This is a genomic window from Bradyrhizobium sp. SZCCT0148, from assembly GCF_018129985.1.
Taxonomy (GTDB): Bacteria; Pseudomonadota; Alphaproteobacteria; order Rhizobiales; family Xanthobacteraceae; genus Bradyrhizobium; species Bradyrhizobium japonicum_H.
Window position 1 is genome coordinate 1,543,351 of record NZ_JAFCKT010000001.1, and the last position, 24,508, is coordinate 1,567,858.

The 24,508-nt window shown below is 65.5% G+C and carries 19 protein-coding genes; 7 read left to right on the forward strand and 12 right to left on the reverse strand.

What is annotated here, in order from left to right:
* Positions 1-95 precede the first annotated feature (95 nt).
* Positions 96-1,247: an IS481 family transposase gene (locus JQ580_RS07525; protein ID WP_212279010.1), complete on the forward strand. Its 1,152-nt coding sequence runs from the start codon at positions 96-98 to the stop codon at positions 1,245-1,247.
* A gap of 154 nt (positions 1,248-1,401) precedes the next feature.
* On the opposite strand, the gene guaB is transcribed toward JQ580_RS07525, so the two are convergent.
* Entirely contained in the window at positions 1,402-2,892 is a 1,491-nt protein-coding gene (guaB, locus tag JQ580_RS07530; protein ID WP_212279011.1) for an IMP dehydrogenase, read from the reverse strand.
* A 471-nt stretch (positions 2,893-3,363) separates the two neighbouring features.
* On the opposite strand from guaB, the gene JQ580_RS07535 reads away from it, so the two are divergent.
* Positions 3,364-4,854 (forward strand): DHA2 family efflux MFS transporter permease subunit, encoded by a 1,491-nt coding sequence (locus tag JQ580_RS07535; protein WP_212279012.1) that lies wholly within the window; start codon positions 3,364-3,366, stop codon positions 4,852-4,854.
* Between the two features lie 126 nt (positions 4,855-4,980).
* Here JQ580_RS07535 and JQ580_RS07540 read toward each other — a convergent pair whose 3' ends face one another.
* The gene (locus tag JQ580_RS07540) at positions 4,981-5,667 is read right to left on the reverse strand and encodes an RlmE family RNA methyltransferase (protein WP_212279013.1); all 687 of its coding nucleotides are present in this window, start codon (positions 5,665-5,667) and stop codon (positions 4,981-4,983) included.
* Position 5,668: 1 nt separating this feature from the next.
* Positions 5,669-6,742 (reverse strand): Ppx/GppA phosphatase family protein, encoded by a 1,074-nt coding sequence (locus JQ580_RS07545; protein ID WP_212279014.1) that lies wholly within the window; start codon positions 6,740-6,742, stop codon positions 5,669-5,671.
* A gap of 209 nt (positions 6,743-6,951) precedes the next feature.
* Here JQ580_RS07545 and JQ580_RS07550 point away from each other — a divergent pair, with 209 nt between their 5' ends.
* Entirely contained in the window at positions 6,952-9,324 is a 2,373-nt protein-coding gene (locus JQ580_RS07550) for a xanthine dehydrogenase family protein molybdopterin-binding subunit (protein ID WP_212279015.1), read from the forward strand.
* Between the two features lie 130 nt (positions 9,325-9,454).
* On the opposite strand, the gene JQ580_RS07555 is transcribed toward JQ580_RS07550, so the two are convergent.
* Positions 9,455-10,255, reverse strand: a complete 801-nt coding sequence (locus JQ580_RS07555) for a hotdog family protein (protein WP_212279016.1) — start codon at positions 10,253-10,255, stop codon at positions 9,455-9,457.
* A 104-nt stretch (positions 10,256-10,359) separates the two neighbouring features.
* Between JQ580_RS07555 and JQ580_RS07560 the strand changes: the two genes are divergently transcribed.
* The 3 genes from JQ580_RS07560 to JQ580_RS07570 are packed head-to-tail and all read left to right on the forward strand — an operon-like array spanning position 10,360 to position 13,748.
* Positions 10,360-10,851, forward strand: a complete 492-nt coding sequence (locus tag JQ580_RS07560; protein WP_106952183.1) for a YaiI/YqxD family protein — start codon at positions 10,360-10,362, stop codon at positions 10,849-10,851.
* A gap of 2 nt (positions 10,852-10,853) precedes the next feature.
* Entirely contained in the window at positions 10,854-12,665 is a 1,812-nt protein-coding gene (locus JQ580_RS07565; protein WP_212279017.1) for an ABC-F family ATP-binding cassette domain-containing protein, read from the forward strand.
* 3 nt (positions 12,666-12,668) lie between these two features.
* Complete coding sequence (locus JQ580_RS07570) at positions 12,669-13,748, forward strand: D-TA family PLP-dependent enzyme (RefSeq protein ID WP_212279018.1); 1,080 nt, start codon at positions 12,669-12,671, stop codon at positions 13,746-13,748.
* An 85-nt stretch (positions 13,749-13,833) separates the two neighbouring features.
* Here the strand turns inward: JQ580_RS07570 and JQ580_RS07575 are convergent, their stop codons facing one another.
* The 8 genes from JQ580_RS07575 to JQ580_RS07610 all read right to left on the reverse strand — a co-directional run bounded on the left by JQ580_RS07575 (position 13,834) and on the right by JQ580_RS07610 (position 23,413).
* Positions 13,834-15,057, reverse strand: a complete 1,224-nt coding sequence (locus tag JQ580_RS07575) for a BaiN/RdsA family NAD(P)/FAD-dependent oxidoreductase (RefSeq protein WP_212279256.1) — start codon at positions 15,055-15,057, stop codon at positions 13,834-13,836.
* Positions 15,054-15,971 carry an SDR family NAD(P)-dependent oxidoreductase gene (locus JQ580_RS07580; RefSeq protein ID WP_212279019.1) on the reverse strand — a complete coding sequence of 306 codons (918 nt, stop codon included), beginning with the start codon at positions 15,969-15,971 and terminating at the stop codon, positions 15,054-15,056. Before JQ580_RS07580 ends, JQ580_RS07575 begins: the two co-directional genes overlap by 4 nt.
* Before the next feature lie 234 nt (positions 15,972-16,205).
* Positions 16,206-16,682 carry a MaoC family dehydratase gene (locus tag JQ580_RS07585; RefSeq protein ID WP_212279020.1) on the reverse strand — a complete coding sequence of 159 codons (477 nt, stop codon included), beginning with the start codon at positions 16,680-16,682 and terminating at the stop codon, positions 16,206-16,208.
* Positions 16,683-16,831: 149 nt separating this feature from the next.
* Positions 16,832-18,547, reverse strand: coding sequence for an AMP-binding protein (locus JQ580_RS07590; protein ID WP_212279021.1), 1,716 nt, complete (start codon positions 18,545-18,547; stop codon positions 16,832-16,834).
* A gap of 125 nt (positions 18,548-18,672) precedes the next feature.
* Complete coding sequence (mmsB, locus tag JQ580_RS07595) at positions 18,673-19,581, reverse strand: 3-hydroxyisobutyrate dehydrogenase (protein WP_311982300.1); 909 nt, start codon at positions 19,579-19,581, stop codon at positions 18,673-18,675.
* A 7-nt stretch (positions 19,582-19,588) separates the two neighbouring features.
* Positions 19,589-20,656 (reverse strand): enoyl-CoA hydratase/isomerase family protein, encoded by a 1,068-nt coding sequence (locus tag JQ580_RS07600; RefSeq protein ID WP_212279023.1) that lies wholly within the window; start codon positions 20,654-20,656, stop codon positions 19,589-19,591.
* Positions 20,653-21,798: an isobutyryl-CoA dehydrogenase gene (locus tag JQ580_RS07605; RefSeq protein ID WP_212279024.1), complete on the reverse strand. Its 1,146-nt coding sequence runs from the start codon at positions 21,796-21,798 to the stop codon at positions 20,653-20,655. The genes JQ580_RS07600 and JQ580_RS07605 overlap by 4 nt, the downstream gene beginning before the upstream one ends.
* 118 nt (positions 21,799-21,916) lie before the next feature.
* The gene (locus JQ580_RS07610) at positions 21,917-23,413 is read right to left on the reverse strand and encodes a CoA-acylating methylmalonate-semialdehyde dehydrogenase (RefSeq protein ID WP_212279025.1); all 1,497 of its coding nucleotides are present in this window, start codon (positions 23,411-23,413) and stop codon (positions 21,917-21,919) included.
* Positions 23,414-23,511: 98 nt separating this feature from the next.
* Between JQ580_RS07610 and JQ580_RS07615 the strand changes: the two genes are divergently transcribed.
* Positions 23,512-24,420 carry a LysR family transcriptional regulator gene (locus JQ580_RS07615; protein ID WP_212279026.1) on the forward strand — a complete coding sequence of 303 codons (909 nt, stop codon included), beginning with the start codon at positions 23,512-23,514 and terminating at the stop codon, positions 24,418-24,420.
* The last annotated feature ends 88 nt before the right edge of the window (positions 24,421-24,508 follow it).

The window sequence follows — 24,508 nt, forward strand, 5'->3', positions numbered from 1 at the left end:
GACAGATCACTGACGGGTGTTCGGAGACATAGCTGACACATCAACAATGGCTGGATTGGTCCGATTCGGGAGGCCGTCCATGCCCTGGAGTGAGAATGGATCAGCGCCATGAGTTTGTGCGGCTGGCCTTGCGGGAAGGCGCTAACCGGCGCGAGCTGTGCCGACGGTTCAACATTAGTCCTGACGTCGGCTACAAATGGCTGCGGCGCTGGCTGGCTGGCGATCGGGAGCTGGCCGACAGTTCGCGGCGGCCGCATGCGATGCCCAGGCGCAGCGAGCCTGCGGTCGAGGCGCAGGTGCTCGCGGTGCGTGACAAGCATCCGGCCTGGGGCGCGCGCAAGATCGCCCACTGCCTGAAGCGGAACGGCCAGACGGTACCTGTGCCGTCAACGGTGCACCGGATCCTGTGCCGGAACGGCCGGGTCAAACCGAGCGAGAATGCGCCGCCCAACCCGGGACACCGCTTCGAGAAGGAAGCACCCAATCTGCTGTGGCAGATGGACTTCAAGGGCCACCTGCCGCTCGCTGACGGCACGCGGTGCCATCCGCTGACCATCGTCGACGATCACTCGCGCTATGTCCTGTGCCTGAAGGCGTGCGCCGACGAACGGCGCCTTACCGTGCAGGATCACCTGACGGCGACGTTCCGCTGCTATGGCCTCCCGGAGGCCTTCTACACCGACAACGGCTCCCCCTGGGGCGATACGTCCGGCGTCCGCTGGACTGGATTGAAGGTGTGGCTGCTCAAGCTGGGCGTCAGGGTGGTGCATGCCCGGCCATGTCACCCACAGGCCCGCGGCAAGAACGAACGCTTCCATCGCACGCTGAAAGCTGAAGTCTTTGCGATGCGTCGCTTCCGCACTCTCCCGGAAGTCCAACGCGCCTTTGATGCCTGGCGGCCGGTCTACAATCTGGAGCGCCCCCACCAAGGCCTCGATATGCACGTTCCCGCCGATCGCTTCCGACCGAGTGCCCGTGCCATGCCGGCCCGTATCCCGAGCGTCGAGTACGATAGCGGCGAGATCGTGCGCAGGGTCTCATCGACAAGACCCTATATCTCCTTCAAGGGACGCTTCTGGAAGGTTCCTCAGGCCTTCGCACGCGAACGGCTGGCCATCAGGCCACTGGATCGTGACGGCCGTTACGGCATCTTCTTCGCCAGTTGGCAGGTCGCATCAATCGACTTGACCAACCCCCAACCTGTCAGTGATGTGTCCGAACAGGTGTCAGCCATGTCTCCGGACTAAACATTGAACCGGGCGATCCAGTATTCCAGAGACGGTCGCAATCGAGCCGAGAGGCCGCGGCGTACTGGATGCCCCGGTCAAGCCGAGGCATGACACCAGCACTTAGGCAAGCGCGTTGAAACCCACGCGCTCGCGCGGTGCCGAGAGCGAGCGACTAACCCCCGCCCGGATAGTTCGGACTCTCACGGGTGATGGTGACGTCGTGGACGTGGCTCTCGCGCAGGCCCGCGCCGGTGATGCGGACGAACTGGGCCTTCTCGTGCAGTTCCTTCATGTCCTTTGCGCCCACATAGCCCATCGCGGCGCGCAGGCCGCCGGCGAGTTGGTGCATGACATGGCCGACCGCGCCCTTGTAAGGCACCTGGCCCTCGATGCCTTCGGGGACGAGCTTGAGCGTGTCCTTGATGTCCTGCTGGAAATAGCGGTCGGCCGAGCCGCGTGCCATCGCTCCGACCGAGCCCATGCCGCGATAGGCCTTGTAGGAACGGCCCTGCCACAGGAACACTTCGCCGGGCGTCTCGTCGGTGCCGGCCAGCAGCGAGCCGACCATGGCGATGTCGGCGCCGGCGGCGAGCGCCTTGGCGAGATCGCCGGAGAACTTGATGCCGCCGTCGGCAATGACGGGAATGTCGGCCTTCTTGGCCGCCTCGACCGCATCCATGATCGCGGTGAGCTGGGGAACGCCGACGCCGGCGACGATGCGCGTGGTGCAGATCGAGCCCGGACCGATGCCGACCTTGATGCAGTCTGCGCCCGCATCGATCAGTGCCTGCGTGCCTTCAGTGGTGGCGACGTTTCCGGCAACGACCTGAACGGAGTTGGACAGGCGCTTGATCCGGTTCACGGCATGCAGCACGTGGCGGGAATGGCCGTGCGCGGTGTCGACGACGATGAGATCGACGCCGGCATCGATCAGCCGCTCGGTGCGCTCGAAGCCGGTGTCGCCGACGGTGGTGGCGGCGGCAACGCGCAGGCGCCCCTGCGCATCCTTGCAGGCCAGCGGATGGGCGACCGCCTTCTCCATGTCCTTGACGGTGATGAGGCCGACGCAGCGATATTGCTCGTCGACCACCAGCAGCTTCTCGATGCGGTGCTGATGCAGCATCCGCCGCGCCTCGTCCTGGCTGACATTCTCGCGCACCGTGACGAGGCCTTCATGCGTCATCAGCTCGGAGACTTTTTGCCTGCGGTCGGTGGCAAAGCGCACGTCGCGGTTGGTGAGAATGCCGACCAGCTTGCCGGGCGTGTTCTTGCCGGCGCCGGTGACGACAGGAATGCCGGAGATGCCGTGATCGCTCATCAGCTTCAGCGCTTCGTCGAGCGTGGCGTCGGGACTGATGGTGAGCGGGTTCACCACCATGCCCGACTCGTAGCGCTTGACCTGCCGCACCTGGGCAGCCTGCCCTTCCGGGTCGAAATTGCGGTGGATGACGCCGAGACCGCCGGCCTGCGCCATGGCGATCGCCATGCGGGACTCGGTGACCGTGTCCATGGCCGAAGCCATGATCGGGATGTTGAGCGGAATGGCGCGGGTGACGCGGGAGCGGATGTCGACCTCGCCCGGCATGACATCCGACAGGCCCGGCTTCAACAGCACGTCGTCGAACGTCAGGGCTTCGCGAATGCCTTGTTGCACCGTGGCCATGTGCCAACTCCTTCCGCGGCCCTGCCGCAAATGCTTATGGATGAGCGCCGCCCTCGGCGGACCTTGCGGCATCGCCTGAGAATCGGAGCCCATCGGTGGGGTTGACGCGGGTCGATAGCACGGCCGGATGACGAATCAAAGCAATTCGGATGGCTGGCCAGCCATGCACAGGCTTTTTACGTAAATTCAGCGGGGAAAGCCCGTGCGTGCCCCATCGTCATTCCGGGGCGCTACGAAGTCACGAGCCCGGGATCCATCCAGCAGCAGTCGCTGGGGCCGAATGGACTCCAGGCTCGCGCCAAGGGGCGCGCCCCGGAATGACGAGGGGAGCGAGCACAACCGTCTTGGGCGGTCGCACCGTTGTCACGCAGGATTTAGGTGCTATGCGTCGATCCGCAATGGTCGTGGGCGGGCGGCGGTGTTAAGCCGCAACTCTATCCCTCTTCCGATTTTCATTACCAATCCGTCCTCATGGTCGAAAAGCAACGCGTCATTCCGCTGATCGTGGCCACTGCTCTCTTCATGGAGAACATGGACTCGACCGTGATCGCCACTTCGCTGCCGGCGATCGCGGCCGACATCGGCACCAGCCCGCTGACGCTCAAGCTCGCGATCACGTCCTATCTGCTGTCGCTCGCGGTATTCATCCCGGCGAGCGGCTGGACCGCGGACCGGTTCGGCGCACGGATGGTCTTCGCGATCGCGGTCGGCGTGTTCATGGTGGGATCGATCGGGTGCGCGCTCTCGGGGTCGGTCACCGATTTCGTGTTCGCGCGCATCCTGCAAGGCATGGGTGGGGCGATGATGACGCCGGTCGGGCGTCTCGTGCTGCTGCGCTCGGTCGACAAGAGCGCGCTGGTCAACGCCATGGCCTGGGTGACGGTCCCAGCCCTGATCGGTCCGGTGATCGGCCCGCCGCTCGGCGGCTTCATCACGACCTATGCGTCGTGGCACTGGATCTTCCTGATCAACATCCCGATCGGGCTGCTCGGCATCTTCATGGCCTTGAAGTTCATCGACCCCATCAAGAGCGAGGACCGCGAGCCGTTCGACCTCTATGGCATGGTGCTGGCGGGCATCGGCCTCGCCGGCATCGCCTTCGGCCTGTCGGTTGCCGGTCTCAACCTGCTGCCATGGAGCACCGTCGCCGCACTGATCGCGGGCGGCGCGATCTCGATGACGCTCTACGTCATCCACGCAAGGCGCACGGGCTCGCCGGTGCTCGATTTCTCGCTCCTGAAGCTGCCGACGCTGCGCGCGGCCGTGCTCGGCGGCTTCCTGTTCCGGCTCGGCATCGGCGCCCTGCCGTTCCTGCTGCCGCTGCTGATGCAGATCGGCTTCGGCCTGTCGCCCTTCCATTCGGGCCTCGTCACCTTTGCCTCCTCGCTCGGCGCGATGGGCATGAAGACGCTGGCGGCCCGCCTGATCCGCACCTTCGGCTTCCGCAACCTGATGACCGTGAATGCGATCATCAGCGCGTTCTTCCTGGGCGTCTGCGCGCTTTTCACGGTGACGACGCCGCTGCTGATCATCATGGTGATCCTGGTGGTCGGCGGCTTCTTCCGCTCGCTCGAATTCACCGCGATCAACACCGTCGCTTACGCCGACGTGGAGACCCCACAGATGAGCCGCGCCACCACGCTCGTCAGCGTCAACCAGCAGCTCGCTGTGTCGGCGGGTGTCGCCGTCGGCGCGGCCTGCGTGGAAACGACGATGTGGTTCCACCATGTCAGCGAGATCGACGCCACCGTGTTCGCTCCCGCCTTTCTGGTGATCGCGCTGACCTCGGCGGCGTCGAGCTGGTTCTTCTGGCAGATGCCCGTCGATGCCGGCCACGAGATCTCCGGCCGCAAGGTGGGAGACATTTCCAGCCGCAAAGGTGCGGACAAAAGTGCGGCCAAGGCGGCCGTCAAGGCGGCGACGGAGGATACCCAGGACGTGCGGGATCAGCGGTTGGGGTGAATATTTCCTCTGGGATTCCGCAGCGATGCGCAGCATCGAAACCGAATTCCATCGGACCGCAAATCCGCTGAGACAGGGCTTTTGGGCTCACCTCTGCGAGGCGCACCGGAAAGACGGAGCTTGTAGCTACTCCTTCGTCGCGCCCCGAAATCCCGTCGCCAGCACGTAACGCTCCGAGGAATCCTGCCGGCTCGCCGACGGCTTCACATGGCGCACCGTCGCAAAGTCGCGCTTGAGCTGGGCGAGCAACTCGGCGTCGGCGCCGCTTTGGAACGTCTTTGCCAGGAACGAGCCTCCGGGCTTGAGCACGTCGCAGGCAAACGCCGCGGCGGTTTCGATCAGGCCGACGATGCGGAGCTGGTCGGTCTTGCGGTGGCCGGTGGTGTTGGCGGCCATATCGGACATCACAAGGTCGGCGCCGCCGCCAAGCATGGCCTTGAGCTTGTCCGGGGCGTCATTGTCCATGAAGTCGAGCTGCGCGAATTCGACGCCGGCAATCTCGGGCATATCAAGCAGATCGATCGCGACAACCTTGCCCTTGCCGTCGACCGAGCCGACGCGCTTGGCGGCGATCTGGCTCCAGCCGCCTGGCGCGGCGCCGAGATCGACCACGGCCATGCCGTGCTTCAGCAGCCGGTATTTGTCGTCGATCTCCAGCAGCTTGAAAGCGGCGCGCGAACGATAGCCCAACGCCTTGGCCTTGACGACGTAGGGATCGTTGAGCTGCCGCTCCAGCCAGAGCTTCGACGACAATTTGCGCTTGCCGCCGGTCTTGACCTGGACATGCAAGCGGCCGGTGGTGTCTTTCGCCATCTCACCAGCTCCTGAGGGCGCCGTCCTCGCGCATCATCTCGACCAGCATGCCCTCGCGCAGGCCCCGGTCGGCGACGCGCAGGCGCGGCAGCGGGAAGAAGCGCCTGATGGCATCGAGGATGGCGCAGCCGGCGAGCACGAGATCGGCGCGCTCGACGCTGATGCAGCTGTTGTTGGCGCGCTCCTCGTAGCTCATGCCGAGCAGCTTGTTGATGGTCGCGGTGATGTCGGAATCGTTCATCCAGATGCTGTCGATGCGGCGCCGGTCGTAGCGCGCGAGATTGAGGTGGATGCCGGCGAGCGTCGTCACCGTGCCCGAGGTGCCGAGCAGGTGCATGTCGGCGAGATCGCCGCCGTGCACTTCGGCGAACGGCGCGACGTGGTTGGCGACCTCCTGCTCCATCGCGGCGTAGATCTCCGGCGTCACGTCGCGGCCGCCGAACTGCTCGGCGAGCGTAACCACACCGTAAGGGATCGACATCCAGGCCTTGATGCGCGGCTCCGGATTGTCTGCGTCGCGCTCGATCCGCACCAGCTCGGTCGAACCGCCGCCGATGTCGAACAGGATCGCGCCGCGTCCCCTGGGATCGACCAGCGGCGAGCAGCCGACCACCGCGAGCGCGGCCTCGGTCTCGCGGTCGATCACCTCCAGCTCAATGCCCGTCTCGGCCGCGACGCGGCTGCGGAACCCCTCGGCGTTCGAGGCCGCGCGGCAGGCCTCGGTCGCGATCAGCCGCAGCCGGCGCGCCTTGCGCAAATTGATCTTGTCACGGCAGATGCTGAGCGCAGCGATGGCGCGCTCGATCGCGGCCTCGCTGATGCAGCCGGTCGACGAGACCCCCTCCCCGAGCCGGATGATGCGCGAGAAGGAATCGACAACGCGAAAGCCGTCCTGGGTCGGACAGGCGATCAGCAGCCTGCAATTGTTGGTGCCGAGGTCCAGCGCCGCATAGACGCCGGTTCCCGACGCCTGCGCGCCGACAGCCGGTCCGGTGGCCAACGCCACCGCCGCCATCGACCCCTCCAGCTCACCGTGCGGCGCATGGCCGTCGCGGAGCCGCGTGTGGTCATTCATACAAACTGTCTTTCCGCGGCCGGTCGGGCCGGTCTGGAATTGATTTTTCGCCTGAAACCTTAGCAGCGCGGCGGGTATGCGCAACAACGCATCACATGGGACCATGCCCATTCGTGCGTTGTCGTGAACGGGGCGGTGGGTTATTTGAGGAGAGCCCGGTGCCCCATTGCCGCGAAATTGCGCAAATGCCGGCTTTTCAGGTCAATTCCATGCAAGATCACACCTCATCGTCCACGCTCGAAAACGCTATTGCACTGCAAAAATACGGCGTCGGGCAGCCTGTCCGCCGCAAGGAGGACGACACCCTGGTGCGCGGCAAGGGCCGCTATACCGACGATTTCAACCTGCCCGGCCAAGCCCATGCAGTGGTCGTTCGGTCCACCCACGCCCATGGACTCATCCGCGGCATTGGCATCGACGCCGCCAAGGCCATGCCGGGCGTTCTGGGCGTGTGGACCGGCAAGGATCTCGACGCCGCCGGCTACGGCCCCTTCACCTGCGGGCTGCCGCTCAAGAGCCGCGACGGCTCGCCTTTGCACCAGACCAACCGCCAGCCGCTCGCGACCGACAAGGTCCGCTTCGTCGGCGATCCCGTCGCCTTCGTGGTCGCCGAGACGCTGGCGCAGGCGCGCGACGCCGCAGAGGCGGTCGAGCTCGACATCGAGCCGCTGCCGGCGGTGACCGATCCCGAGGAAGCCGCAAAACCCGGCGCGCCGCAGCTCTACGACCACATCCCTGGCAACGTCGCGCTCGACTACCATTATGGCGACACGGAAAAGGTCAACGCGGCCTTCGCCAGCGCCGCCCATGTCACCAAGATCGACATCGAGAACACCCGGGTCGCCGTGGTCTCGATGGAGCCGCGCGTTGGCCTTGCCTCCTACGACAAGAAGACCGAGCGCTACACGCTTCAGGTTCCGACCCAGGGCGTCGCCGGCAACCGCGCCAACCTCGCCAAGAACCTCAAAGTGCCGAACGAGAAGGTACGCATCCTCACCGCCAATGTCGGCGGCTCCTTCGGCATGAAGAACATCAACTACCCCGAGTACATGTGCATCCTGTACGCGGCGAAGGAACTGGGCAAGCCGGTGAAGTGGCTCGACGAGCGCTCCACCGCGTTTCTCTCCGACAGCCACGGCCGTGCGCAGAAGATCCATGCCGAGCTCGCGCTCGACGCCGAGGGAAATTTCCTCGCGGCCAAACTCGAAGGCTACGGCAATCTCGGCGCCTACATCACCGGCGTCGCGCCGGGGCCGCTGTCGCTCAACACCGGCAAGAACTTTTCCAGCGTCTACCGCACGCCGCTCATGGCTGTCGACATCAAGGTCGTCCTGACCAACACCACGCTGATGGGCGCCTATCGCGGCGCCGGCCGGCCCGAGGCGAACTATTACATGGAGCGGCTGATCGACCGCGCCGCCGACGAGATGGGCATCAACCGGCTGACCTTGCGCAAACGCAATTTCATCAAGCCGAGCCAGATCCCGTTCGCGGCCTCCTCCGGCGTCACCTATGACAGCGGCGACTTCCAGGCGGTGTTCAACAAGGCGCTCGAAATCTCCGACCACGAGAATTTCGCCAAGCGCAAGAAAGAGAGCAAGAAGGCCGGCAAGCTGCGCGGCATCGCCGTCGGCTCCTATCTCGAGGTCACCGCGCCGCCGAGCCCGGAGCTCGGCAAGATCGTGTTCGATGCTGACGGCACGGTGCAGCTCATTACGGGCACGCTCGATTACGGCCAGGGTCATGCCACGCCGTTCGCGCAAGTGCTGAGTGCGCAGCTCGGCGTGCCCTTCGAGAGCGTCAAGCTCGTGCAGGGCGACAGCGACATCGTCCACGCCGGCAACGGCACCGGCGGCTCGCGCTCGATCACGGCGACCGGCCAGGCCATTGTGGGGGCCGCCAAGCTCGTCATCGAGAAGGGCAAGCGGGCGGCGGCGCATATGCTCGAAGCATCCGAAGCCGACATCGAATTCGAAGGCGGCCGCTTCACCATTGCCGGCACCGACCGCAGCATCGACATCATGGAGCTCGCCAAGCGCTTGCATGACAGCAAGACGCCGGAGGGCGTGCCGGACAGCCTCGACGTCGATCACACCAGCGAACCGGTCGCCTCGGCATTCCCGAACGGCTGCCACGTCGCCGAGGTCGAGATCGATCCCGAGACCGGCGTGGTGCAGATCGTGCGCTACAGCGCGGTCAATGATTTCGGCACGGTGGTCAATCCGATGCTGGTCGCAGGCCAGCTCCATGGCGGCGTCGTCCAGGGCATAGGGCAGGCGCTGATGGAGCACATCCGCTACGACGAGAGCGGCCAGCCGATCACCGGCTCGCTGATGGACTACGCCCTGCCGCGCGCCGAGGACGTGCCCAACATGGCGATCGGCGACCACCCGGTGCCCGCGACGACCAACCCGCTCGGCAGCAAGGGTTGCGGCGAAGCCGGCTGCGCCGGCAGCCTCTCGACGGTTGTGAACGCGGTGCTCGACGCCTTGTCCGAATACGGCATCAAGCACATCGACATGCCGCTGACCTCGGAGCGGGTGTGGCGCGCGATCCAGGACGCGAAGACGAAGGCGGCGTGAGGCTGGCGTTCTTTCTCCGCCGTCATGGCCGGGCTTGTCCGGCTATCCACGCCTTCGCGCATCAAGACCGTGGATGCCCGGGACAAGCGCGGGCATGACGATGAGGTGACGGTGTGCCCGTTCCTGCGACCTACGCCACCGCCTGCTCACGCGGCTGGGTGATCGCCACGTGCTGGCAGTGCGCGATCGGCGTCGTGCCGTTGGCGACGACGAGTGCGTCGAACTCGACGAAGCGGTGGCCCTTCTTCTCGTAATTCGCAGTGACTTTCGCCCGCGCGGTGATTTCGTCGCCGGCGCGCGCCGCCGACAGCAGCTGCATGCGGCTGCCGACGTGGATCCACGGGCCCAGAATGGTGTTGTCGACCAGCACGCGGTTCATTACCCGCTGGATCAGGCCGGGATGGCCGAGGCCTTCGCGCGCAAAGATCGGATCCGTCTCCCTGATGTCGGCGAGGTAGTCCGCGGCATCCTGCCCGGCCCAGCGCCGGGGCGTGGTGCCCAGCCATTTGCCGGTCTCGAAGGTCGCAGGGTTGACCGGCGTGCGGTCGGCCACGACGGGCACCGCGACATAGTCGCTCAGTGACACGACAGGCGCCGCCGCCGGCAGCGAGGCCGTGCCCGTGGCACACAACGTGGTGCGACTGAACACCTCGATGGTCAGCAACTCGTTGTGCTCGGTCGCATCGACATCGGCGGTCTCGCCGTCATAGACCGGCTTGATGAAGCGGGCCTCGATCAGCCCACGGGACAGGAAATCGCGACCCCACCGCGCCATGGGCACGTGCATCATGTAGGCGAAGACATCGACGCCGGGGACCAGCCCGCCGGAAAAGCCGAAGCGGCGCGCGACCGTGTCGTCATGCATCTTGTTTTCGGATTGCTTGGCGGTGTTGTAGGCCTCGACGCGCCAGGTTTCGAGCCGGTTCGGCATGGGGTCGTCTTCCCTGTTCTTGTTGTTTCGGCACGATCGTAAGCCCCGGGGAACACCGGTCAATCCCCTCGCCTTTCCGCCCCGGATGGGGTACCACGCGGCGAATGACCGACACCCCCACCCGCATCTATGTCGACGCCGACGCCTGCCCGGTAAAGGACGAGATTTACCGCGTCGCGCTGCGGCACGGCGTGCCCGTCAGCGTGGTCGCCGGCAATTTCATCCGCGTGCCACAGGACCCGCTGATCGAGCGCATCGCGGCCGGCGCCGGCATGGACGCCGCCGACGACTGGATCGTCGAGCGTGTCAAACCCGGCGACGTCGTCGTGACATCGGACATTCCGCTCGCGAGCCGGTGCGTGAAGGCCGGCGCCGACGTGATCGCCCCGAACGGCAAGCCGTTCACGGAAGAGTCGATCGGCATGACGCTGGCGGTGCGCAACCTGATGACCGATCTGCGCTCGGCCGGCGAAGTGACCGGCGGCCCGCGCTCGTTCGCGCCGCGCGACCGCTCCACCTTTCTCTCGGCGCTCGACCAGACGCTGCGCCGGATCCAGCGCCGCCGCGCCGATCAGGCCGCAACACATCAAGGCTGATCATGGCGCCCCCGCTGATCCAACTCAAGGACATCAAGCTCACCTTTGGCGGCACGCCGCTTTTGAGCGGTGTCGAGCTGAACGTCGCACCCGCCGAGCGCGTCTGCCTGATCGGCCGCAACGGCTCCGGCAAATCGACACTGCTGAAGATCGCGGCCGGCCTCGTCGAACCCGACGGCGGCACGCGCTTCGTGCAACCGGGCGCAACCGTGCGCTATCTGCCGCAGGAGCCTGACTTCGGCGACCACAAGACCACGCTGGCCTATGTCGAGTCCGGGCTCGCGCCCGGCGACGACCAGCACCAGGCACGCTATCTGCTGGAGCAACTCGGGCTGACCGGGGAGGAGGACCCGCATAAGCTCTCCGGCGGCGAGGCGCGCCGCGCAGCGCTGGCCTTCGTGCTGGCGCCCTCGCCCGACATTCTGCTGCTGGACGAGCCGACCAACCACCTTGATCTCGCGACCATCGAGTGGCTGGAGCAGGAGCTGGACAGTCGCCGCAGCGCGCTGGTGATCATCAGCCATGACCGCCGCTTCCTCACCAATCTGTCGCGCTCAACCGCCTGGCTCGACCGCGGCAAGATCAAGCAGATCGACCGCGGCTTTGCCTCATTCGAGAGCTGGCGCGACGAGGTGCTGGCGGAAGAAGAGCGCGACCAGCACAAGCTCGACCGCAAGATCGTCGACGAGGAGCACTGGCTGCGCCACGGCGTCTCCGGCCGGCGCAAGCGCAACGTCAAGCGTCTCGGCAATCTGCATGCGCTGCGCGACCAGCGGCGCAATTATCGCGGCACGGCCGGCAGCGCCAGTCTCGCGGCGGCCGAAGCGGAGCAATCCGGCAAGCTGGTGATCGAGGCGAAGGGCGTCACCAAGGCCTATGGCGACCGCATCATCGTCGACAATTTCTCCACCCGCATCCAGCGCGGCGACCGGCTCGGCATCATCGGCCCTAACGGCGCCGGCAAGACCACGCTGGTCAACCTGCTCACCGGCGGCATGCAACCGGATTCCGGCACGATCCGTCTCGGCGCCAATCTGGAGGTCGCAACGCTCGATCAGCATCGCGAAAGCCTCGATCCGAAATCGACGCTGGCGGAAGCGCTGACCGGCGGCCGCGGCGACCAGATCATGGTCGGCGGCAAGCCGAAGCATGTCGTCGGCTACATGAAGGACTTCTTGTTCGCGCAGGAGCAGCGCGGCACGCCGGTGGAAGTGCTCTCCGGCGGCGAGCGCGGCCGGCTGATGCTGGCGCGCGCGCTGGCCAAGCCCTCGAACCTGCTGGTGCTGGACGAACCGACCAACGACCTCGATCTCGAAACGCTCGACGTGCTCGAAGACATGCTCGGCGACTACGAGGGCACCGTCATCCTGATCAGCCATGACCGCGATTTCCTCGATCGCGTCGTCACCTCCGTGATCGCGCCCGAAGGCAATGGCAAATGGACCGAATATGCCGGCGGCTACAGCGACATGCTGATTCAGCGCGGCGCGGATTTGAAACGCGAAACGGCCAAAGCACCGCCGGCTGCCGAGAAGAAAGAGGGACGCGCCGCGGCTCCCGTCTCCACGCCAAAGCGCAAGCTGAGCTTCAACGAGAAGCATGCATTGGACACGCTTCCGAAGAAGATGGAAGCGTTGCAGGCCGATATTGCAAGACTGCAGCGTGTGCTCGACGATCCCAATCTCTACACCAAGGATCGCAAGAAATTCGACGACACCTCCGCCGCCATCGCCAAGGCGCATGAAGAACTGTCGGCGTCAGAAGAGCGCTGGCTCGAGCTTGAAATGCTCCGTGAAGAGATTGAACAGGCATAACCCATGACCACCACTCTCGCCGCCAAGATTGCCCGCGAATACGGCACGCCCTGCGCCGTCATCGACATGGATCGGGTCGAGCGCAACATCGCGCGGATCCAGAAGGCCTGCGATGACGCCGGCATCGCCAACCGTCCCCACATCAAGACGCACAAGAACCCGACGCTCGCGAAGATGCAGGTCGCGGCCGGCGCCAAGGGCATCACCTGCCAGAAGATCGGCGAGGCTGAGATCATGGCCAATGCCGGCATCGACGACATCCTGATCAGCTACAACCTTCTCGGCGAAGAAAAGATGGCGCGGCTCGGCGCGCTGAATGCCAAGGCCAGCATGACGGTCGCCGCCGACAATTCCACCGTCGTCGCCGGGTTGCCCAAGGCTGCAGCGGCGTCAGGCCGTCCGCTCTCGGTCGTGGTCGAATGCGACACCGGCCGCAAGCGCGCCGGCGTCGAGACGCCGGCAGAGGCGATCGCACTGGCGCGCGAGATCGCCTCATCGGAGGGGCTGCAATTCGCCGGCTTCATGATGTATCCGACCGAGACTGGCTGGGGCGATGCGCAGAAATTTCTCGACGAGGCGCTGGCCGGCGTGCGTGCTCGCGGGCTGGACGCCAAGATCGTCTCGACTGGCGGCACGCCGAACCTCACGAACATCGGCAAACTCAATGGCGGCACCGAGCACCGCTTCGGCACCTACATCTACAACGACCGCATGCAGGTCGCGGCCGGCGTCGCCTCATGGGACGACTGCGCGCTGCACATCTATTCGACCGTGGTGAGCCGCGCCGCACCCGAGCGCGGCATTCTCGACGCCGGCTCGAAGACGCTGACCACGGATACCGGTGGCCTCGACGGCCACGGCCTGATCCTCGAGCACCCCGAAGCCAAGATCGCGAAATTCGCCGAGGAGCACGGCTTCCTCGATCTCTCCCGCAGCAACACGCGGCCCAATGTCGGCGACGTCGTCCGCATCGTGCCCAACCATGTTTGCGTCGTCGTCAACATGATGGATGAAGTGGTGATGGTCCGCGGCGAGGAGATCATCGGCACGCTGCCGGTGGCGGCGCGGGGGAAGCTTAGGTAGACGAAGTTCTCGAGCCGTCATTGCGAGGAGCTCTTGCGACGAAGCAATTCAGACTACCTCTGCGGAAAGATTTTGGATTGCTTCGCTACGCTCGCAATGACGATGTTTTCGACCACTGCAGCACGCCGCTGCCTGCCGCAGCCCCCGTCGCGAACGACGCCTGCAGCAGATAGCCGCCGGTCGGCGCCTCCCAGTCCAGCATCTCGCCCGCGACGAACACGCCGGGCAGCTTGCGCAGCATGAAGTGCTCGTCGAGTTCGTCGAAAGTGATCCCTCCCGCGGTCGAGATCGCGCGCTCGATCGGAGCAACGCCGGTGAGCTGAACCGGAATCGCGTTCACCAGCTGCGCAAGCTCGGCCGGCGAGAACGCGGCCAGCGGCCGGCCGGATGCAAGCGCGGCCTCCTGCATCAGGCCGATGCCGACCGGCGACAGCTGCGCCGCCTTCCGCAGGAAGTTCGCGAGCGATTGCTTGCCGCGCGTGCCCGATAGCCGGGTGGTCAGGGCGGCGGCATCGAGATCGGGCCGCAAGGCGATCATCAGCGTCGCCTGCCCGAGACCCAGCACCGCTTCGCGCAATTCCGCCGACAGCGCGTAGATCGCACCGCCCTCGATACCGCCGCGCGTGATCATGGCTTCGCCGCGCACCGTGTGCGCACCAATCGTCAGCGCCACGCCCTTGAGCGGCTGGCCCTCGAAGCGATCTCGAAACACGTTTGACCAGGCAACCGTGAAGCCGGAATTGGCTGGTCGCAGCTTTGAGACGGCCACACCTTTCGCGGCGAGGATGTCGGCCCAGCTGCCATCTGACCCCAGCCGCGGCCAGCTTGCACCACCCAACGCCAGCACGGTCGCATCGGCGACCACGGGCGCTACGCCCTGAAACAGCAGCCGTCCCTCACCGTCCCAGCCGGTCCAGCGATGGCGAAACGCAAACCGCACGCCGCTCGCATCGAGCCGCCGCAACCAGGCGCGCAGCAAGGGCGAGGCCTTGAACGCTTTTGGAAACACCCGCCCGCTGCTGCCGACGAAGGTCGGCTCACCCAGCGCTTCGCTCCACGCGCGCAGTGCGTCCGGCGAAAACGCTTCGATCGCCGCCTGCAGCCGGGGCGCCGCCTCGCGATAGCGCGCCAGGAATTCGGCAAGCTGCTCGCTGTGGGTAAGATTGAGCCCGCCCCGGCCCGCCATCAGGAATTTGCGGCCCGCGGACGGCATCGCGTCGTAGACGGTGACGCGGGCACCGCCCCGCGTCAGCACCTCCGCCGCCATCAGCCCGGCGGGACCGGCACCGATGACGGCGACATCGGTCAGAGCTTGATCCCCGCCCGTGCCGCGGCTTGCGCCACGTATTTCTGCGTCTGCTCGAACGCGCCGGTCAGCGCCCTCGCCTTCGACATGTCGCTGATCTCTTCGAAATGCGCGGCGACCGCGTCCGGCGTCCATTCGGACTCCGGCAGGTTGACGCCTTCGCTCTCCAGGATCTTGATCACCGCGAACGAGCCGGCACCGGCGCCCATGATGGTGCGGGTCGGCGCATCCTCGCTCAGCATGTACTCGACCGCGGGCGTGATCGCGTTCGGCTTCATCAGTTGCAGCGCCTGTGGTGGCAGCAGCTCTTCGGTCATGCGGGTCGCCGCCGTCGGCGAGATGATGTTGACGCGGATGTTGTTCTTGCGGCCTTCCTCGGCGAGCACGTTCATCAGGCCGACCATGCCGGACTTCGCCGCGCCGTAATTGGCCTGGCCGAAATTGCCGTAGAGGCCGGAGGACGACGTCGTCAGCACGATGCGTCCGTAATTGCGGTCGCGCATGCCGGCCCAGACCGCCTTGCAGCAATAGAAGGTGCCGACCAGATGCACGTCGAGCACCTTCTGGAAATCGGCGGCCTCCATTTTGCCGAACGACTTGTCGCGCAGGATGCCGGCATTGGCGCACATGATGTCGACGCTGCCCCACTCCCTGGTGGCGCGCTCGACCATCGCGGTGACCTGCTCGAAATTCGAGACGTCGGCGCCGTCGGCCATCGCGGTGCCGCCGGCTTTGCAGATTTCCTCGACCACGCTCTCCGCCGGCGACAGCGAACCGCCGGTGCCGTCACGCGCGCCGCCGAAATCGTTGACGACGACTTTTGCGCCGCGGCTGGCCAGCCCAAGCGCATGCGCCTTGCCGAGACCATTGCCAGCGCCGGTGACGATGGCGACGCGTCCGTCGAACCTGATTGCCATTGTGCAGTTCCTGCCTCTTCTTCCTTCTCCTCCTGTGGGAGAAGGTGGCGCGAAGCGCCGGATGAGGGGTCTCTCGCAACAGATGCGCTGGCGGAGAGAGACCCCTCACCCGGCTTCGCGTTCCGCGAAGCCACCCTCTCCCACAAGGGGAGAGGGTGAAAGTCCTCCGCGCAGATTTGGTCAGCTTTTGAGCAGCGATGGATTGCCGGGTCAAGTCCGGCAACGACCCCTGCGTCAGGCGAAATAGATCAACCCGAGCCAGTCCGCGACCAGCGCCGGCTTGTCCTCGCCTTCGATCTCCACCGTGACATTGGTGCGGGATTGCAACTCGTTGGGCTTGCGCAGCTTGGCTTCGGCCAGCACGAAGCGGCCGCGGACGCGCTTGCCCGAACGGACCGGCGAGATGAAGCGCAGCTTGTCGAAGCCGTAATTGACGCCCATCGTGGTCCCCGCAATCGCCGGCATCACTTCGTAGGACATGACCGACAGCATCGACATCGTCAGGAAGCCGTGCGCGATGGTGGTGCCGAACGCCGTCTCCTTCGCCCTCTCGGGATCGACGTGGATGAATTGGTGATCCTCGGTCACGTCGGCATAGGTGTCGATGCGCGGCTGATCGATCAGGTGCCACGACGACACGCCGATCTCCTTGCCGACCATGGCCTGATAGGCCTGAAGCGTGATCGGCGGCTTCTTCCAGATTTCGTTCATTCAGCACTCCAACCTCAGTCATTCCGGGGCGATGCGCAGCATCGAGCCCGGAATCCATCCTGCCGTAGAGTCTGTTGCCAAATGGATTCCGGGTTCGCGCTTCGCGCGCCCCTGAATGACAAGAGCAAAGACGTCCGGGCTTCGTCCACTTATGTGTCGCCCCTGGTTTTCACCAGCTCCGAAAAATCCTCTTCCCGGAATTCGCGGCCGCGCAGGGGATCCTCGCGGTCGCCGTCGCGCTCGAGCCGCCGCAGTTGAACGCGCCGGATCTTTCCTGAGATCGTCTTCGGCAGTTCGGTGACGATCTCGAGGCGGCGGATGCGTTTGAAGGGCGCAAGCCGCGCATGCAGATGTTTGAAGATCGACAGCGCGGTCTCCGGCGTCCGCTCCGCGCCGGAGGTCAGCAGCACGAACGCCTTGGGGATCGCGAGCCTGATCGGATCGGGGCTCGGCACCACTGCGGCTTCCGCAACCAGTTCGTGTTCGAGCAGAACGCTTTCCAGCTCGAACGGGCTGATGCGGTAATCCGACGATTTGAACACGTCGTCGGAGCGGCCGACAAAGGTAAGATAGCCCTCGTCGTCCTCGAACACGACATCGCCGCTGCGATAGAGCTCGCCCTCGGCGCCGGAGAGCTTGCCGTCGTCGCCCTGATAGCCCTGCATCAGGCCGGCGGGCCGCTCGGTGCCGAGCACCAGCGCGACCTCGCCTTCCCTGGCCTTGTTGCCGTCGGCGTCGCTGATCTGGACGCGATAGCCCGGCAGCGGCCGGCCCATCGAGCCGACCTTGATCTTTTGGCCCGGCGAGTTGCCGGCCAGTGCCGTGGTTTCGGTCTGACCATAGCCGTCGCGGATGGTGAGGCCCCAGGCCGCCCGGACCTGGTCGATCACTTCAGGGTTCAGAGGCTCGCCAGCGCCGCAGACCTCGCGCAGCGCCACTTTGAAGGATGCCAAGTTCTCCTGGATGAACAGCCGCCACACGGTCGGCGGCGCGCACAGCGTGGTGACGCCGCAACGGCCGATGGTGGCGAGCAGGCCCTTCGCATCGAAGCGCGGCTGGTTGACCACGAACACGGTGGCGCCCGCATTCCACGGCGCGAAAAAACAACTCCAGGCATGCTTGGCCCAGCCGGGCGAGGAGATGTTGAGATGGACGTCGCCGGGTTTTAGCCCAATCCAGTACATGGTCGAGAGATGACCGACGGGATAGCTGCGCTGGCTGTGCCGGACGAGTTTTGGTTTTGCTGTCGTGCCCGAGGTGAAATAAAGCAGCATCGGATCGTCGGCATGGGTCGAGCCGTCGGCGGTAAATCCCTCGGAGGCCTTTGCGGCCTCATCGTAGGAGAGCCATCCGTCATGGGCCGGGCCGACCACGATGCGGACGATGTTCTCCGCGCCCAGGCTTGCAAATTTCGCGACCTGATCCTCGGCCGCCACCACCGCCTTCGCCTTGCCGCGATCGAGCCGGTCGCGCAGCTCATCGGCGGTGAGCAGCGTGGTCGCGGGAATCACGACGACGCCGAGCTTCATCGCCGCCAGCATCGTCTCCCACAGCGGAACCACATTGCCGAGCAGCAGCAGGAGATGATCGCCGCGTTTCAGGCCCTGCGCACGCAGGAAATTCGCGACCTGGTTCGAGCGCTTCGAGAGCGCTGCAAAGGACAGTTTCGTCTGGCGATCCTGCGCGGCGTCGACGATCCAGAGTGCCGGCCGGTCCTTGGCTTCGGCGTCCATCGCCAGCTCGTCGAACCAGTCAAGCGCCCAGTTGAAGGGAACAGGGTCCGGCCAGCGGAATCCTTTGACCGCGGCATCGTAATCGGTGCGGTGCTTGAGCAGAAACGCGCGCGCGTCCTGAAATGTCGTCATGTTCCGGGCCCGTCGAATTGATGTTCGAGCGTAGCCCGGTTGGAGCGAAGCGCAATCCGGCGCGGCTGGCCCCAGATGGAGCCATCCCGGATTTCGCTTCGCGCCATCCGGGCCACGAAGCCTCGCTATTGCCCAGCGAGGCTGCGAACGTGCTTGATAATTCCGGAAAAATCCACCCCGCCCTGACCGGCTGCGTCGAAAGACTGATAGATCTCCTGCGCATGCTTGCCGAGCGGGGTCGCCGCGCCCGCGGCCTTGGCGGCGTCCTGCGCCAGCGTCAGATCCTTCACCATCAGCGCGGAAGCAAACCCCGGCTTGTAGTCGTTGTTGGCGGGCGAAGTCGGCACCGGGCCCGGCACCGGGCAATAGGTCGTCAGCGACCAGCACTGCCCCGACGAGGTCGAGGCGACGTCGAACAGGGCCTGGTGCGAGAGCCCGAGCTTCTCAGCCAGTGCAAACGCCTCGCTCACCGCAATCATGGAAACGCCGAGGATCATGTTGTTGCAGATCTTGGCCGCCTGCCCCGCGCCGGCGCCGCCGCAATGCACGATCTTCTTGCCCATGTTCTCCAGCACCGGCTTGGCCGCCGCGAATGCGTTCTCCTCGCCACCGCACATGAAGGTGAGCGTTGCGCCCTTGGCGCCACCGGTGCCGCCGGAGACCGGCGCATCCACCGACAGCACGCCGTGCTTGGCGGCGAGCGCATGCGCGGCCCTCGCGCTCTCCACGTCGATGGTTGAGCTGTCGATGACCAGTGCGCCCTTGGTCATCGCAGGAAGGATTTCGTTCCAGACGCCGAGCACGTGCTTGCCTGCGGGCAACATGGTGACGACGACATCGGCGCCCTTCACCGCGCTCGCGGCACTGTCGGCAACGCCGGCGCCATCGGCCTTGGCTTGATTGCGCGAGGCTTCGACAAGATCGAACGCCACTACCTTGTGGCCCGCCTTGACCAGGTTGGCGGCCATCGGGCCGCCCATGTTGCCGAGACCGATGAATGCGATCGTGGCCATTGTCGTTTCCTCCGCTTCAATTCGTTGCTTAGTTGAACTTCAGCTCGTCGGCACCGATCCCGGCGAGATACGGCGCAAGCATCTCTGGCGTCACATCCTCGATCCGCGGCGGCGACCAGACCGGGTTGCGATCCTTGTCGATCACGGCGGCTCGCACGCCCTCGCGGAAATCGTCGCTGCGGAACACTTCGAGCGCAGCGCGATATTCCCGCACCAGGCACTCCTCCAGGCTCGACGCGGTGCGCGCGAGCCGCAGCAGTTTCAGCGTCACCACCATGCCGCGCGGCGATTTTTCGTTGAGCGTCTTCAGGGTCGCCAAGGCGAACTCCGAGCCGTCACGTTTCAGCGCGGCAAAGATGTCTTCCATACGATCGAAGCCGAACAATGCGTCGATGAGCGGCTCCTTCGCGGCCACGGGACCCGCGGTCTCACCAGTCGCGAAGCCGTCGATGAGCCTGGTGATATCCGCGGCCGTGGCATCTCTTCCGGCATTGGTCAGCGCCTCGCGCAGCTCCGGCCACTTCGCCGCCGGCACCACCGCATCGGCAAACCTGGCGTGGATCGCATCGGGGCCGTTCATGGTCTGGCCGGTCAGGCCGAAATAAGTGCCGATCTCACCGGGCGAGCGCGACAACAGCCACGTGCCGCCGACGTCGGGGAAGAATCCGAGCCCGACCTCGGGCATCGCGAGCTTGGTACGATCGGTGGCCACACGATGGCTGGCATGGCCCGAGAGACCGACGCCGCCGCCCATCACGAGGCCGTCCATGAACGCGACATAGGGCTTCGGATACTTCGCGATCCGCGCGTTCATGACGTATTCCTGACGCCAGAACCGCGCGCCGAGATCGCCGCCTTCGCGCGAGCTCTCCCAAAGGCCGCGAATGTCACCGCCGGCACAGAGGCCGCGCTCGCCCGCGCCTTCCAGAATGATCAGCGCAACGTCCGGATCAGTCTCGAAGCGGTCGAGCGCAGCGTCGATACCCTCGGACATCTCCAGGGTCATGGCGTTGATCGCCTTGGGCCGGTTGAGGCGGATCACGCCCGCCGCGCCCTCACGGCGAACGATGAGATCGCCCTCTTCCACCGAATTCATCGCGCGCCCTCGATCAGCTTGCGCGCCACGATCAGCCGCATGATCTCATTGGTGCCTTCGAGAATCTGGTGCACGCGCAGATCGCGCACGATCTTCTCGATGCCGTATTCGCTCAAGTACCCGTAGCCGCCGTGGAGCTGCAGCGCCTGGTTGGCGACCTCGAAGCCGACGTCGGTGCCGAAGCGCTTGGCCATCGCACACAGCATGGTGGCGTCGGGGTCTTTCCGGTCCAGCGCCGCGGCCGCCCGCCACAGAAACGTGCGCGCAGCCTCGAGCTCGATCGCCATGTCGGCGAGGCGGAATTGCAGCGCCTGGAATTCGTCGAGGCGCTTTCCGAAGGCCTTGCGCTCCTTCATGTAGGCGCGCGCCTTGTCGAGTGCGGTCTGCGCACCACCCAGCGAGCACGCCGTGATGTTGAGCCGGCCGCCGTCGAGACCGGCCATCGCGATCTTGAAGCCGACGCCCTCCTCGCTGAGGCGATTGGCGACCGGCACACGGGCGTTCTCAAACATCACAGCGCGGGTCGGCTGCGCGTTCCAGCCCATCTTGCGCTCATTGGCGCCGAAGGAGACGCCCGGCGTCTTGCCGTCGATGACGAGCGTCGAGATGCCGCCGGGACCATCGCCGCCGGTGCGCACCATCGCGACCAGGAGATCAGTGCCACCGGCACCAGAGATGAACTGCTTTTGGCCGTTGAGCACGTAATGCTCGCCATCCTGCACCGCGCGGGTGCGCAATGCGGCCGCATCGGAGCCCGCACCCGGCTCGGTCAGGCAATAGCTCGCGATCAGCTCCATGGTGCAGAGCTTCGGAAGCCATGTGTGGCGCTGGGTGTCGCTGCCGAAGGCATCGATCATCCAGCTCGCCATGTTGTGGATAGAGATGAAGGCCGAGGTGGTCGGACAGCCCGTCGCCAGCGCCTCGAAGATCAGCGCCGCGTCGAACCGCGTCATCGCGGATCCCCCGACATCCTCGCGGATGTAGATGCCGCCCATGCCGAGCGTCGCCGCCTCGCGCATCACGTCGACGGGGAAATGCTTCTCCTCGTCCCAGCGCAGCGCATGCGGCGCGATCTTCTCGGCCGCAAACGCCAGCGCCATGTCGCGAATTGCGATCTGATCCTCGTTCAGAGCGAATTGCATGCTGCCGCTTACCTTATTTCCGTCATTGCGAGCGCAGCGAAGCAATCGAGACTGTCTCCGCGGAAAGGCCCTGGATTGTTTCGTCGCAAGAGCTCCTCGCAATGACGGCTGAGGGAGTTTACTTCATCAGCGGGATCGAGAACTCCGCGCCTTCCTTGACGCCGGACGGCCAGCGCGAGGTCACCGTCTTGGTCTTGGTGTAGAAGCGGACTGAATCCGGGCCGTGCTGGTTGAGGTCACCGAAGCCCGACTTCTTCCAGCCGCCGAACGTGTAATAGGCGATCGGCACCGGGATCGGCACGTTGATGCCGACCATGCCGACATTGACCTTGGCCGCGAAGTCGCGAGCGGCATCGCCGTCGCGGGTGAAGATGGCAACGCCGTTGCCGTAGTCATGCTCGGACGGCAGCGCCAGCGCTTCCTTGTAGTCGTGCGCGCGCACGACCGAAAGCACCGGGCCGAAGATCTCTTCCTTGTAGATCCGCATGTCCTTGGTGACGTTGTCGAACAGCGAGCCGCCGAGATAGAAGCCGTTCTCGTAACCCTGCATCTTGAAGCCTCGACCGTCGACGGCGAGCGTGGCGCCTTCCTTGATGCCGATGTCGATGTAGCCCTTGACCTTCTCGACCGCCTCACGCGTCACCAGCGGGCCGTAATCGGCGGATGGATCGATCGAGGTGCCGATCTTGAGGCTCTCGACGCGCGGGATCAGCTTCTCCATCAGACGGTCGGCGGTGGACTTGCCGACGGGGACCGCCACGGAGACGGCCATGCAGCGCTCGCCGGCCGAGCCATAACCCGCGCCGATCAGCGCATCCACGGCCTGGTCCATGTCGGCGTCCGGCATGATGATGGCGTGGTTCTTGGCGCCGCCAAAGCACTGGCAGCGCTTGCCGGTCTGGGCGGCACGTTCATAGATGTACTGCGCGATCGGCGTCGAACCGACGAAGCCGACGGCCTTGATATCGGGATCGTCGAGGATGGCGTCGACCGCCTCCTTGTCGCCGTTGACGACGTTGAGGATGCCGGCCGGCAGGCCCGCTTCCATCATCAGTTCGGCGAGCAGCATCGGCACGCCCGGATCGCGCTCGGACGGCTTGAGGATGAAAGCGTTGCCGCAGGCGATCGCCGGCGCAAACTTCCACATCGGGATCATTGCCGGGAAGTTGAACGGCGTGATGCCGGCGACGACGCCAAGCGCCTGGCGCATCGAATAGATGTCGATGCCGGGGCCGGCGCCCTCGGTGTATTCGCCCTTCATCAGATGCGGAATGCCGCAGGCGAACTCGGCGACCTCGAGGCCGCGCTGGATGTCGCCCTTGGCGTCCGGAACGGTCTTGCCGTGCTCGCGGGCGAGCAACTCGGCGAGCTTGTCATAATCGCGCTGAACCAGCTCGACGAACTTCATCATGACGCGGGCGCGGCGCTGCGGGTTGGTGGCTGCCCATTCCGGCTGTGCGGCGCGCGCGTTCTCGACGGCGGCGCGGACTTCGGCCTTCGACGCCAGCGCCACCTTGGCTTGGACGTCACCAGTCATCGGCTCGAAAACGTCGGCAGTGCGGCCCGAGGTGCCTTTGACCTCCTTGCCCCCGATGAAATGTCCGACTGAACGCATGGAATGCTCTCCTTAAGGCCTGGTCCGCTTTGACAAATCCTATCGACCTGCATTTTATAGGATTCAAGTCCGAGATAATGCACCATAGATGTGCGAAAATGCTGGATCAAGGCGCTATCGATTGGGACGACTTTCGCTTTGTGCTGGCCATCGTGCGGGGCGGCTCGGTCTCGGCTGCGGCGAAACAGCTCGGAGTCGACCACGCCACGGTGATCCGCCGCGTCGACCGGCTGGAAAAGCACCTCTCGGCCAAGCTATTCGACCGGCGCAAGACCGGCTACCTCCTCACCGAGGCCGGCCAGCGCGTTGCCGATAGCGCCGAGGCGATGGAATCGACCATCGTCGCCAACCAGGAGCAGGTCGGCGGCTCGGTGGCGCGGCTGACCGGGACGGTGCGGATCGGAGCGCCCGACGGGTTCGGCACCGCTTTCCTGGCGCCACGGCTGGCGCCCTTCGCCGACCGGTATCCCGATCTCGATCTGCAACTGGTGGCCACCGCGCGGCTGTTCAGCCTCTCCAAGCGCGAGGCCGATATCGCCATCAGCCTGACCATGCCGAAGGAAGGCCGCATCGTCGGCCGCAAGCTGCTCGATTACCGTCTCGGCCTCTACGCCGCCCCCGCCTACCTGGAGCGTTTCCCGAGAATTGCCTCGCGTCAGGACCTGCCGCAGCACCGCTTCGTCGGCTACATCGAGGAGCTGCTGTTCACGCCGGAGCTCGATTATCTGCCGCAGGTCTCGCCGCGGATCTCAGCCCGCTTCCGCAGCGCCAATCTGATCGCGCAGCTCAACGCGACACTCTCGGGCTTCGGCATCGCGGTGCTGCCGCACTTCATGGCGAGCGATTATCCTCAACTCGTTCCGGTGCTGCCGGACGACATCTCGATCACGCGCACGTTCTGGATGCTGATGCACGCAGACAGCAAGGATCTCGCGCGGATCAGGGCGGTGGCGGACTACGTCAGCGAGATCGTCGAGCGCGAACGGGCGCTGTTTGCGGGGCCGTGAGTTCCGTTTCGTAGGGTAGGCAAAACGAAGCGTGCCCACCATGCAACCGACATCGCGGAGAGAGGGTGGTCACGGCGCCACCGCGCCT